At 75.5% G+C, this 13,338-nt stretch carries 5 protein-coding genes; all 5 read left to right on the top strand.

Features of this window, described 5'->3' with window-relative positions; translation table 11 throughout:
• Nucleotides 1-152 precede the first annotated feature (152 nt).
• A complete protein-coding gene (locus tag ACY45C_RS13505) occupies nucleotides 153-1,865 on the top strand; it encodes an ABC transporter ATP-binding protein (protein WP_462187961.1) in 1,713 nt (570 codons plus the stop codon).
• 137 nt (nucleotides 1,866-2,002) lie between these two features.
• Nucleotides 2,003-2,299, top strand: a complete 297-nt coding sequence (locus tag ACY45C_RS13500; protein ID WP_462187960.1) for an MbtH family protein — start codon at nucleotides 2,003-2,005, stop codon at nucleotides 2,297-2,299.
• Nucleotides 2,296-7,392: a salicylate synthase gene (locus ACY45C_RS13495; protein WP_462187959.1), complete on the top strand. Its 5,097-nt coding sequence runs from the start codon at nucleotides 2,296-2,298 to the stop codon at nucleotides 7,390-7,392. Before ACY45C_RS13500 ends, ACY45C_RS13495 begins: the two co-directional genes overlap by 4 nt.
• Nucleotides 7,389-9,065 (top strand): (2,3-dihydroxybenzoyl)adenylate synthase, encoded by a 1,677-nt coding sequence (locus ACY45C_RS13490; RefSeq protein ID WP_462187958.1) that lies wholly within the window; start codon nucleotides 7,389-7,391, stop codon nucleotides 9,063-9,065. The genes ACY45C_RS13495 and ACY45C_RS13490 overlap by 4 nt, the downstream gene beginning before the upstream one ends.
• 107 nt (nucleotides 9,066-9,172) lie before the next feature.
• The coding region (locus tag ACY45C_RS13485; protein ID WP_462187957.1) for a non-ribosomal peptide synthetase at nucleotides 9,173-13,338 on the top strand (4,166 nt) is incomplete at its 3' end.

The raw sequence follows: 13,338 nt of genomic DNA, 5'->3' as shown, positions 1-13,338 counted from the left end.
GCCGGACGGCGTGCCGGCGGCGGGCGCCGGGCCGATCGGGGGCGCGCGGCAGGCGGCCGAGACCGCGCCGGCCGGCGATGCGGCCGGCGATGCGGCCGGCGATGCGAGCGGCGATGCGAGCGGCGAGGAGATCGTCCGGGTGGGAGGCGGGGATGGCTGAGGTCCGTGTGCTGGCCGAGGAGGCGCCCACCGCAGGCGTCTTCCGGCGCTTCTGGCCCTACCTGCGCCCGCACCGGGCGATCCTGGCCGTCGCGCTGCTGGCCAGCGTGGCCAGCACGGCGGCGGTGGTCGGCATCGCCCCGGCGATCGGCTGGGGGGTCGACGCGGTGACCGCCGGCGATCAGGGCCGCCTGTGGTGGGCGGTGGCACTGATGGTCGGGCTCGTCCTGGCCCGGATGCTCCTGCTGCGCTGGTCGGAGATCCTGCTCTCGTCGGCCGGGGAGCGGGCGATCCGCGGGCTGCGCGATCTCGTCGTCGAACGCCTCGCCCGCGCGCCCTTGCGGTTCATCGAGGCCCACCGCACCGGCGACCTGCTGCGCCGGTCGACCGGCGAGATCGCCGACCTGACCCTGTTCCTGCGTGACCAGCTGCCCAACCTGCTCGGGGTCGCCCTCACCGTTGCTCTGACCACGGTGTTGCTGCTGATCTACTCATGGCTGCTCGCGCTGCTGCTCGTCGCGCTGTTCGTGCCGATGGCGGTCGCCGTGATGGTCTGGTTCAACCGGGCCGCGCCCGAGACGTTCGGCCGGCAGGCCGCGGCGGACGCCATGATGACCGCGACTTTCACCGAGTCGCTCAACGCGCACGAGGCGCTGGTCGCGCCCGGGCGGCCCGAGGAGTGGGTGCGGCGCTTCCGGGCGGACAACGACGAGCTGCTGGTCGGGGCCGACCGGACCATCGCCGTCCAGAACCGCCTGGAGCTGTTCGGGATGATCGAGGGCCTGGCCACAGCCGCGCTGCTGCTGCTGAGCGTCTGGCTGGTCCGGGCGGGGCACCTGAGCGTCGGCACGGTCGTCGTGTTCGTGATCGCGACCCGCAACCTGTTCGAGAGCATGCTCACCCTGTCCGGGCTGGCCGGCCAGGCCCAGCTGGCCCGGGTGGGCCTGGCCCGCCTGACGGACCTGCTCGAGGCGCTGCCGCCGGCCGAGCCGGCCGCCCTCGCCGTCCCGTCGGCGCGGGCCGCGTCGCCGGCGCGGTACGACCTGCCAGTTCAGGGCGACCTGGTCGCAGACGGCCTCCGCTTCGGCTACGCCGACGGTAAGGACGTGCTGCGCGACGTCTCGGTCACTTTCCCGGCCGGCGACCGGGCCGGCATGGTCGGCGTCACCGGGTCCGGCAAGACGACGCTGGCCAAGCTGCTCACCGGGCTCTACGAACCGGACGCGGGGACGGTGCGCTACGGAGGGGTCGACCTGCGGTTCGCCCCGCCGGAGCAGGTCCGGGCGCGCATAGTCCTCATCCCGCAGCAGGTGCACATCATCACCGGCACCCTGGCCGAGAACCTGGCGCTCACGCCGGGCGCGCCGGACCGGGCGGCGATGGAGCGGGCGGTCGACCTGCTCGGCTTGGCCGAGTGGGTCGACCGGCGACCGGGCGGGCTGGACGCCGGGCTGGGCGCCCGGGGGGAACGGCTGTCCGCCGGCGAGCGGCAGATCGTCGGGCTGCTGCGGGCCGCGCTGGTCGACCCACCGGTGCTGCTGCTCGACGAGGCGACCGCCGACCTCGACCCCGATGTCGCGCGCCGCCTGGAGACCGCCGTCGAGCGGTTCCGCGCGGGTCGCACATTGATCGTTATCGCGCATCGGCCGACCACCATCGAACGCCTGCCGCGGATCGTCCGCGTCGAGGCCGGCCGCCTGAACTGATCCTGCCGCCGGATGCCGGAAAAATGAGGGAATTTCGGCGGCTGACGGGGGTAGACAAACGTGGCTGTCTTAGGTAAGCCTAACTTAAAGTAAAGAGCACCTAAGTCGCGGACTGAGATCCAAGGAGACGGCACCTCATGTCGACCAACCCGTTCGATGACGAAAAGGGCAGCTTCTATGTCCTGGTCAATGTCGAGGGCCAGCACTCGCTGTGGCCGACATTCGCGCCTGTGCCGGCCGGGTGGACGACGGTGCACGGAGCCGCGAGCAGGTCGTCCTGCCTGGAGTACGTCGAGGCCAACTGGACGGATCTGCGCCCGGCCAGCCTGATTGCCCGGATGGGCGCCGACCGCCCGACCGCCGGCCGCCGGGAGACGGATGCCCCGGCTACGCAGGGCAGCGGCGCCGGCGTCGGCGCCGGCGCGTCCCGATGACGGCGCCGGTGGTCTACCGCGAACGGACGGTGCCGCTCGCCGGTGATCTGCTGGCGGCGGCGGCGCGGTTCGCCCGCCATACCGCGGCGCCGGTCACCGTCTACGAGCGGGACGGCGAGTGGCACTGCGGTTCGGGCGCTCTGGCCGAGGCCGTCGTGTACTGGGACGAGATCCGCTACCGCGCGGGCGGGGACTGGCGGGTCGAGTTAGTCGACGGCGCTCCGCTGCGCACCCTGGCCCGCGTCCTGGCGGCGCTCCCGGTCGCCGGCTGGCGGGCGTGCGGCTGGGCCGGCTTCGAGCTCGGTCCCCGGGCGCTCGGGCTGCCCGGGCCGGTCATCCCCGACCCGCTCATCCACCTGGTCATCCCGGCCCGCGAGGCGCGGCTGTCGGCGACCGGCGCGCTGCTGCGCGCGGCCGAGGAGGCTGATCTGGACGCACTCGCCGAGACCCTCGGCGGTGCGGCCGCCGACGAGCCGGGCGAACCCCGGCCGCTGGCCAATCTCGACCACGACGCCGACGACTACCGGCGGATGGTCGCGCGGGCCGTCGAGGACATCCAGGCCGGCCGGCTGCGCAAGGTGATCCTCTCTCGGGTCGTCCCCGTCGACGGCGAGATCGACCTGGTCGCGACCTACGAGCGGGGGCGGCGCGGCAACACGCCGGCCCGTTCCTTCCTGCTCGATCTGGACGGCCTGCGCGCGATCGGGTTCAGCCCGGAGACCGTGGTCGAGGTCGACGCCGACGGCCGGGTCTCCACCCAACCGCTGGCCGGCACGGCCGCGTTCGACGGCGGGGACGGAGACCGGGCCCGGCGGGAGGCGCTGCTACGCGACCCGAAGGAGATCTACGAGCACGCCGTGTCCGTCCAGGCGGCCCAGGACGAGCTCCGGCCGCTGTGCGCGCCGGGCACGCTGGTCGTGGACGAGTTCATGACCGTCCTCGAGCGGGGCAGCGTGCAGCACCTGGCCTCGCGGGTCAGCGGCCGACTCGCCGCCGGCCGGGACTGTTGGGACGCGCTGGCCGCCGTCTTCCCGTCCATCACGGCGACCGGCGCGCCGAAGGACGCCGCCTGCGCGGCGATCCGGCGCTACGAGCCGTCGCCGCGCGGCCTCTATAGCGGCGCCGTGATCAGCGCGACCTCGGACGGCGCCCTCGACGCCGCCCTCGTCCTGCGGACGGCGTTCCAGCACGACGGCCGGACCTGGCTGCGGGCCGGGGCCGGCGTCCTCGGGGCGTCGCGCCCGGAACGGGAGCTGGAGGAGACGCGCGAGAAGCTACGCAGCGTCAGCCGCTTCCTCGTGCCGGCCCAGCCGGCCCGCCCGGTCCCGGCGGCGGTCGATGATCTGGAAGCGCTCGGCGATCTCGAAAGGCTCCGGCGCACCGTCGCCGAGCTGCTCGGGGAGGATCCGGCCGAGCTCGGGGACGACGACAACCTCTTCGAGCGGGGCCTCGAGTCGATCGCGCTGATCCGGGCGATCGGGGGCTGGCGGCGGGCCGGCATCAAGGTCAACTTCGCGGAGCTGGCCGAGACCCCGACCCTGGACGGCTGGTTCAAGCTGCTGGCCGGAAGGCAGCCCGCCGTCATGCTCCAGCCCGGGAGCCCCGCCGTCATGCTCCAGCCCGGGAGCGAGGAACCCGCGAGCGAGCCGGCCCCGCCCGCACCGGTGGCCGTCGCGCCGGCCGAGGCTGACGGCGCCGAGTTCCCGTTGGCGCTCATGCAGCACGCCTACTGGATCGGGCGCGGCGACGGGCAGCCCTACGGCGGCGTCGCCGCGCACCTCTACACCGAGTTCGATGGGAACGCCCTCGATCCGGCCCGGCTGGCCGCCGCGATCGAGCGGCTCATCGAGCGGCACGAGGCGCTGCGGACCCGGATCACCGACAACGGCGGCCAGGTCGTCGAACCGGCGCCCGGCTGGCGCGGCCTGATCGTCCACGACCTGCGCGACCTGGACGAGGACGCCGCCGCCACCCGGCTGGCCGCCGTCCGCGACCAGTTATCCCACCAGATGCTCGACATCGAACGGGGGGAGGTCTTCTCGACCGCGCTGAGCCTGCGGCCCGACGGCACGACCCGCTTCCACCTCGACGTCGACATGGTCGCCGCCGACGCGGTCAGCTACCGCGTGCTGCTGGCCGACCTGGCCGAGGAGTACGGGTGCCCGGACGAGGTCGCGCCCGCGCCGGCTTACAGCTACCGCCGCTACCGGGCGGAACGCGACGCTCTCCCGCGCGCGGCGGCCGAGCGGGCCCGGCGCGCCTGGCTCGACCGCCTGCCCGGCGTGCCCGGGGCGCCCCAGCTCCCGCTGGTACCGAGCCTCGGCGCCCCCGGCGAGCCCGGCGGACCGCCCCGGGTTTCCCGGCGTCACTTCCAGCTACCGCCACCCGCCCGCGAGGCCCTCGGCCGGGCGGCCCACCGGCACGGCATCACCCCGGCCATGGCCGTCGCGACCGCGTTCGCCGAAGTGCTCGGCGGCTGGAGCGCGCAGTCGCGCTTCCTCCTCAACGTCCCGCTGTTCGACCGCGAGCAGCTCCACCCCGACGTCAACCGGATCGTCGGCGACTTCACCAGCTCGGTTCTGCTGGAGATCGACCTGACCGACCGCATTCCGTTCGTCGAGCGGGCCCGCCGGATCCAGACCCGGCTGCACGCTGACGCTGCCCACGCCGACTACTCCGGCGTCGAGGCGCTCCGCGCCCTGGGCCGCCACCGGGGCGAACCGGTGCTCGCGCCGGTCGTGTTCACCAGCGCGCTCGGCCTCGGCGAGCTGTTCGATGCCTCGGTGCGCCGGGAGTTCGGCCAGCCGGTGTGGATCATTTCGCAGGGCCCGCAGGTCCTGCTTGACGCCCAGGTCACCGAGCTTGACGGGGGCCTGCTGGTCAACTGGGACGTCCGTGAGGACACGTTCGCTCCCGGCGTCGTCGACGCGATGTTCACCGCGTTCGAACGGCTCGTGCGGGGTCTGGCCGACCCCAGCCCGGCCGGCCCCGGCCCGGCGCCAGCCACGGACGGCACGGCCTGGGACCAGCCCGTCGACGGCCTCCTCGGCGAGTCCACCCGGACGGTGCGACGCCGGGTCAATGCGATCGAGGGACCGGCGTCCACCCGCCTGCTCCACGAGGAGTTCTTCGCGGCGGCGGCGCGGCGTCCGGACGCGCTCGCGCTGCTGTGGGACTCAGCGGCCGGCGGCGGCGAGTCGCCGGTGCGCCGGTCGCTGTCCTACGGCGAGCTGGCCGCCCGGGCGACGGCGGTGGCCGGCGCCCTCGCCGCCCGGGGCGTGCGGCCGGGGGACCTGGTCGGCGTCAGCTTGCCGAAGGGACCGGACCAGGTCATCGCCGTCCTCGGCGTGCTGGCGGCCGGGGCGGCCTACGTGCCGGTCGGGGTGGACCAGCTGCCGGCCCGGGTCGCGCGGATCGTCGCCACCGCCGGCTTCCGCACGGTCATCACCACGCCGTCCGCGGCGTCATCCGCAGCGCCTCCCGGGCCGGACTGGCCAGCCGGGGTGTCCCCGCTCACCCTCGACGACGCGCTCGCCGCCGGCCCGTCCGCCCCGCCCGGCACACTCACGTTGAGCGCGGCCGACGATCCCGTCCGCCTGGACGAACCGGCCTACGTTCTGTTCACCTCGGGCTCGACCGGTCAGCCGAAGGGAGTCGAGGTCGGCCACCGGGCCGCGATGAACACCATCGACGACCTGGTCGACCGGCTCGGCCTCGGCCCGGGCGACCGGACGCTGGCCGTCTCGGCCATCGACTTCGACCTGTCGGTCTTCGACATCTTCGCCCCGCTGTCATCCGGCGGCGCGGTGGTGATCGTGGACGAGGAGTCCCGCCGCGAGGCCGCCCGCTGGGCCGAGCTTATCGCGGACCACAGCGTCACGATCCTCAACTGCGTGCCGGCCGTGCTGGACCTGGTCCTGGCCACCGGGGTGCCGCTGGGCGCCAGCCTGCGCGCGGTGCTTCTGGGCGGTGACCGGGTCGGCGTCGACCTGCCCGGCCGGCTCGAGGCGGCCGTCCCCGGCTGCCGGTTCCTCGGGTTCGGCGGCACGACCGAGACCGCCATCCACTCCACCGTGTGCGAGGTCGTCGGGGGTGGGCCGGTGCCGCCCGAATGGCGCTCGGTGCCCTACGGCACCCCGCTGCGCAACGTCCGGCTGCGCGTGGTCGACGCCCTGGGCCGCGACTGCCCCGACCACGTCGCCGGCGAGCTGTGGATCGGCGGGGCCGGCGTCGCCCGCGGCTACCGGGGTGACCCGGAGCGCACGGCCGACCGGTTCGTCACCCACGGCGGCGAGCGCTGGTACCGCACCGGCGACCTCGCCCGCTACCTCCCGGACGGCACCGTCGAGTTCCTGGGCCGCCGCGACCACCAGATCAAGATCAGAGGCTTCCGGGTGGAGCTGGGGGAGATCGAGGCGGCGCTCGCCTCGCTGCCCGGCGTCCGGGCCGGGGTGGCCGTGCTGACCGGCGGCGCGGACGGGCGTCCGAGCGCGCTCGGGGCCGTCGTCGTTCCGGACACGGGGGATGGCCCGGTTGACCCTGCCGACCCGGTTGACCCGGCGGCGGTCCGGGCCGGCCTGCGGGCCGTCCTGCCGCCGCACATGGTGCCCGACCGGGTCGTCGCGGTGGCCGAACTCCCGCTGAGCGCCAACGGGAAGATCGACCGTAAGGCGGTCGGCGCCATCCTCGAACGCGATCTCGACGGAACGCGGCCGGCCGCGGCCCCGCCAGGATCCGACCTGGAACGGGTAATCCTCTCGGTCTGGCGGGAGGCGCTGGGCCTCGACGAGTTCGGGGTCACCGAGGAGTTCTTCGCCCTCGGTGGCGACTCCGTGCTCGCCACCGCCGTGGTGGCCCGGCTGCGCGACGAGCTCGACACCGGCGACGTGTCGGTCCGAATGCTGTTCGGCGCGCCGACGGTCGCCGCGCTCGCGCGGGACCTGCGCGCGGCCGAGCCCACGCCCGGGCGGCTCGACCGCGTCGCGGCGATCGCCTGGGAGATCGCCGGCCTCTCCGACGACGAGATCGAGGAGCGGCTGCTCGGCCCGGCCGATCCCTCCGGCGCGACCGCCGCCGCCGGGACCGAACGGTGAGCGCCCCGCCGGTCACCGGTCCGCCAGTCGAGCCGGGCGCGGCGGACGGCTGGGTCCGCTGGCCGGACGAGTTCGCCCGCCGCTACGTGGACGAGGGCTACTGGCGGGGCGCCCCGCTCGGCGATCGTCTCCGGGCCTGGGCCTGCCGGTCCGGCTCGGCCACCGCCGTCGTGGCCGGTCCGCCGGCCCGGCCGGTCCGGCTCTCCTACGCCGACCTCGACCTGGCCGCCGATGACCTGGCCGCCGGCCTCGCCCGGCTCGGCCTCGCCCCCGGCGACCGCGTCCTGGTCCAGTTGCCCAACCGCGCCGAGTTCGTGACGCTGCTGTTCGCGCTGCTCCGGCTGGGCTCGATCCCGGTGCTCGTGCTGCCCGCGCACCGCCGGGTCGAGATCGAGCACCTGGCCCGGCTGTCCGGCGCCGTGGCCTACGCCATCCCGGACACGCACGAGGGTTTCGATCATCGGGCGCTGGCCCAGGAGATCGTCGCCACGGTCCCGTCGGTGGGTCATGTGCTGGTGGCCGGTGAGGCCGGTCCGTTCACCGGCCTCGACGCCGTAGCGGCGGCCGGGGCCGCCGCTCGGGCCGGCGGGCAGGCCGCGCCACCACCGGTGCCCGAGCCGGCCGGCGTCGCGGTGCTGCTCATCTCGGGCGGCACGACCGGCAAGCCCAAGCTTATCCCGCGCACCCACTGGGACTACGCGTACAACGCGGAGGCCAGCGCCCGGCTGTGCGGGCTGACCAGCGACGACGTCTACATGGTCGCGCTGCCCGCCGCGCACAACTTCCCGCTGGCCTGCCCGGGCATCCTGGGAGCGCTCGGCGTCGGCGCGACGGTGGTCCTGGCGCCATCCCCCAGCCCCGAGATCGTCTTCGAGCTCATCGCCCGGGAACGGGTCACGGTGACCGCCCTCGTCCCGGCCCTGGCCCGGATCTGGGTCGACGCCGCCGGATGGGAGGGGCCGGACACCGCCAGCCTGCGCCTGCTCCAGGTCGGGGGCGCCCGCCTGGACGCCGAGCTGGCCCGGCGCATCCCGACGGTCCTCGGCCCGCGCGTTCAGCAGGTCTTCGGCATGGCCGAGGGGCTGCTGAACTACACCCGCCCGGACGAGGACGACGAGCTCGCCTTCACCACCCAGGGCCGCCCGCTCGCGCCCGCCGATGAGATCCGGATCGTCGACCGCGACGGCGCCGACGTGGCGCCCGGCGAGATCGGCGAGCTGTGGACCCGCGGCCCCTACACCGTGCGCGGCTACTACCGGGCCGTCGAGCACAACGCGACCGCGTTCAGCCCCGACGGCTTCTACCGCACCGGCGACCTCGTCCGGCTGACGGCCAGCGGCAACCTGGTCGTCGAGGGACGGCTCAAGGACGTCATCAACCGGGGCGGCGAGAACGTCTCCGCCACCGAGCTCGAGGAGCACCTGCTCGCCCACCCGTCGATCGCCCAGGCCGCCGTCATCGCAGCGGCGGACGAGCAGGCCGGCGAGAGCGTCCGCGCGGTGGTCGTCCCGAGGCCCGGGGCGACGCTGACCCTCAAGGCGGTCAAGGCGTACCTGCGCGAGCGCGGGCTGGCCCGCTTCATGCTCCCCGACCTGCTCACGATCGTCGACACGTTACCGCTCACCCCCGTCGGAAAGATTGACAAGCGGGAGCTGCGCCGCCGTCTCGGTTAGCGCCGCCGGGCGACGGCGCGGGCGCGGGCCCTCAGCCACGCCCGCCTCCCCTAGGCCGTATCGGAAGCCGCACCGCTGGAAGCCGCACCACTGGAAGGACGTGCATCGTGGCGAGTCCCGACTCCGCGCAGCGCAAACGCGAGCTGCTCCGCCGCCGGCTGGCGGCCGAGCGACTGACGCGCGAGCCAGCCAGCGGCGCCGGCCCCCGGCCGCGACGGGAGCCCGGCCGGGGCTACCCGGCCAGCCCGGGACAGCGCCGGATGTGGTTCCTGTCGCGGCTCGACCCGGGCAGCGCCGCCTACACGATCTCAGCCGGGTTCGAGCTGACCGGCCCGCTCGACGTCGATGCGCTGCGCCGGGCGCTGCTCTCCGTCGCCCGCCGGCACGAGATCCTCCGCACGACCTACCGGGTCACCCCGGACGGGCAGCTCGAGCAGGTGCTCCGGGACGACATCGAACCGGCGTGGCTCAGCGTGGACCTGACGACCGTGCCCGCCGAGGAGCGGGAGGAGCGCGCACGGGAGATCGCGCTGCGCGCGGCCCGGCGCCCGTTCGACCTCACCGCCGAATCGCCGCTGCGGGTCACCGTGCTGCGCCACGGCCCGCTCCGGCACCTGCTCGCGGTGGCCGCCCACCACATCGCCTGGGACGACGTGTCCTGGGACGTCTTCTTCGGTGACCTGCTGGCCGCCTACGACCGCCGGGACGGCGACGGCCCGCCCGCCACCGTCTCGTTCATCGACGCGGCGGGGCCGGCAGCCGAGACGGCTGCCCGCCCGGCCGGGCGGGCCTACTGGCGGGAACGGCTGCTCCCGCTGGCCGATCCGGTACGCCTGCCCGAGCCGAGCCCAGATGACCCGCAGCCGGGCCAGCCGCAGCCGGCCGACCCGCCGGCCGGCCGTCGGCGCGACGCGGGCCGGCAGGTCGTCCATCACGCCCCGGCCGAGCTGGCCGGCCAGGTGCGGGCGTTCGCCGCCCGGCACGGCGCGACGCCGTTCGTGGTGCTGCTCGCCGCCTACGCGGCCCTGATCCACCGGGCCACCGGCGCCACCGACATCACCGTCGGCTCGCCCGTCGTCAACCGGGACGGCGCCGGGACCGACGGCGTCATCGGTTACTTCGGCAACACCATCTGCCTCCGGCTCACCGTCGGCCCGGCCGACACGTTCACCGAGCTGGTCGCCCGGACCCGCGAGGTGTGCCGGGGCGCCCTCGCGCACGCCGACGTCGACCTGGCCGACGTCGCGCGCGAACTCAACCCGGACCGCTCCGACGGCGTGTCCAGCCTGTTCAGCACGATGTTCGCCGTCCGCTCGCCGGCCGCTGCCGCCCTCCACCGCACTGACCAGGACGGCCGGGACCTGCGCGGCGAGCGCCGCCCGCTGCCCAACGGCACCGCCCAGTTCCCGCTGATGGTGGTGGCCGAGTTCGGCGGGGACGGCGGCTTTGGCCCGCTCGAGTTGGAGACGACCTACCAGCCGGGCTCGGTGTCGGCGGCGTTCGCCGGCTCGGTGGGCCCGCGGCTGGAGCGGCTGCTGGCCCGGGCGCTGGCCGAGCCCGGCACGGCGATCGGCCCGATCGACCTGCTCGGCTCGGCCGAGCGTGACCGGGTGCTGGTCGACTGGAACGACACCGCCGGGCCCAGCCCGACCGAGCCGTGGGTGGCGCTGTTCGCCGCTCGGGCCGCGGCCAGCCCCGACCGGACGGCGCTGGTCACCGCCGAGCGGACCCTGACCTACGGTGAGCTCGCGGCGGCGGCCGACGCCTTCGGGCGCCGGCTGGCCAGGCGCGGCGCCCGGCCCGGTTCCATTGTCGGGATCGCGCTGCCCCGCTCGGTCGACCTGGTCGTCGCGCTCGCCGGCGCCGCCCGGGCCGGCGCCGCCTACCTCCCGATCGACCCCGACTACCCGGCGGACCGGATCGCGTTCATGATCGAGGACGCGGCCCCGTCGGTGCTGGTCACCACGGGATCGCTCGCCGCGCGGCTGCGGGTCGCGCCCGGGACGCGGCTCGTCCTGATCGACGAGGCCGAGCCCGAGGCCGAGCCCGAGCCCGAGGCCGGCGCCGCGGCGGTGCCGGCCGCTGGATCGTGGCCGCCCGCCGTCGACGCGGACAGCCCGGTCTACGTGATCTACACGTCGGGTTCGACCGGCCGGCCGAAGGGCGTCCTGGTCGGCCACCGGTCCCTGGCGAACTTCCTGTCGTCGTTCGCCGAGACCGTGGGTATCGGGTCAGCCGACCGGGTCCTGGCCGCGACCACGCTGGGCTTCGACCCGAGCACGGTCGAACTGCTCGCCCCGCTGACCGTCGGCGCCTCGATCCATCTCGTCGAGGGCGGGGCGGCCCGCGACCCCTCGGAGCTGGCCCGGCTGCTGACCGCGGGCGCGGTGACGCTGGCCCAGGCGACCCCATCGCGCTGGCGATCCATCCTTGACGCGGCTGCTGGGCCCTACCCGCGGGTGCGGGTCCTGTGCGGCGGCGAACCGCTGCCGGCCGACCTCGCCCGCGAGCTCACCGCCCGCGCGGAGAGCCTGACCAATCTGTACGGGCCGACCGAGACGACGGTCTGGGCGACGACCGGCCCGGTGCGAAGCGCCGACCGTGGGCGGCCGACGGTCGGCCGCCCACTGCGCAACACCCGGGCCTACGTGCTGGACGGCGCTCTCATGCCGGTACCGCCGGGCGTCGTCGGCGAGCTGTACCTTGCCGGCGTGGGCGTCGCCCACGGCTACCTGGCTCGGCCGGCGCTGGGTGCGTCCCGTTACGTCGCCAGCCCGTTCGGGACCGGCGAGCGGATGTACCGGACCGGCGACCTCGCCCGGTGGACGGCTAGCGGCGAGCTGGTCCTGGCCGGCCGCTCGGACGATCAGGTCAAGGTCCGCGGCTTCCGGGTCGAGCCGGGTGAGATCGAGGCGGTGCTCGACCGCCACCCGGCGGTCGCCCGCTGCGCCGTGGTCGTCCGCGAGGACGGGCCGGCCGGCCGGGCGCTGGTCGCCTACGTCATCCCAGCCGGGGCGGCAGCGGACGAAGCCGGCAGCGGGGCGCTCGCGGCGGCGCTGCGCGCCCACGTGGCGGCGGCGCTGCCCGACTACATGGTGCCGGCGGCCTTCGTAGCGATGCCCGCGCTGCCCACCACCCCCGGCGGGAAGCTGGATCGCCGCGCGCTGCCCGCGCCCGATTTCCGGGCGGCGGCCCGGTCCGGCCGGGCTCTGCCTGCTCGGGCTCCGGCCACCCGGACCGAGGCGGTCCTGCGGGACGTCTTCGCGGCCGTGCTCGGCCAGCCCGACGTCGGCGTCGACGACTCGTTCTTCCAGCGGGGCGGCGACAGCATCCTGGCTTTCGCCGTGGTCACCCGGGCGGCTGCCGCCGGCGTGACGGTCGAGCTGGCCGACGTGTTCGCCGCGCCGACCGTCGCCGGCCTGGCCGCAGCGGCGGACGCCTCGGCCCCCGCGAACCAGGCGCTTTCAGACCAGACGCCTTCAGAGCAGGCGCCTGTGGGCTTGGCGCCCGTGGGCTTGGCCCCGGTCGACCCGGCGGACCTGGCCCGCTGGCGGGAGCGGCTGCCCGGCCTGACCGAGGTCTGGCCGCTGTCGCCGTCGCAGGCGGGGATGCTGTTCCACCGCCTCGTCGACGGGGACGGCACGCCGGACGTCTACGTCATCCAGTTCGTCCTCGACCTGCGCGGCGACGCCGACGACCTCGACCCTGAACGCCTGCGCGCGGCGTCGCGGGAGCTCGTCGCCCGGCACGACCTCCTGCGCGCCGCCATCCTGGCCGACGGCGCCGCCCCGGCCCAGGCCATCCTGGACCGGGCCGAACCGGAGTGGACGATCGTCGACCTCTCCAGCTGGCCGGCCGCCGAGCGGTTGGCCGAGGCCGAGCGGCTGGTCGTGGCCGACCGGGCGGCGCGCTTCGATCTGACCACGCCGCCGCTCATCCGGTTCCTGTGGGTCCGCACCGGAGCGGACAGCGCCCGGCTGGCGGTCTGCGCCCACCACGTCATCCTGGACGGCTGGTCGCTGCCGCTGGTGCTGCGGGAACTGTTCACGCTGGCCGCCGATGCCGATGCCGATGCCGATGCCGATGCCGCCCCGCCGCCCCGGCCGCCCGCCGTCCGCTCGTACTCGGACTACCTGCGCTGGCTGCGGGCCCAGGATCGGGACGCCGCCCGCGCGGCCTGGCGGACCGAGCTGGCCGGCCTCGAGGGGCCGACCCTACTGGCCGCCGGCGGCGGCCACCGCGCCACGCCGGCGAGCGAGACGCCCCCGAGCCC

Source organism: Frankia sp. CcWB2 (assembly GCF_977927585.1).
The sequence above is the reverse complement of the archived record's forward strand: the minus strand, read 5'-3'. Positions and strand labels throughout refer to the sequence as shown.

Excerpts from the sequence above, each read along its gene's own strand:
- ACY45C_RS13505 (WP_462187961.1), top strand. The coding sequence starts at position 153 with ATGGCTGAGGTCCGTGTGCTGGCCGAGGAGGCGCCCACCGCAGGCGTC.
- ACY45C_RS13500 (WP_462187960.1), top strand. The coding sequence starts at position 2,003 with ATGTCGACCAACCCGTTCGATGACGAAAAGGGCAGCTTCTATGTCCTG.
- ACY45C_RS13495 (WP_462187959.1), top strand. The coding sequence starts at position 2,296 with ATGACGGCGCCGGTGGTCTACCGCGAACGGACGGTGCCGCTCGCCGGT.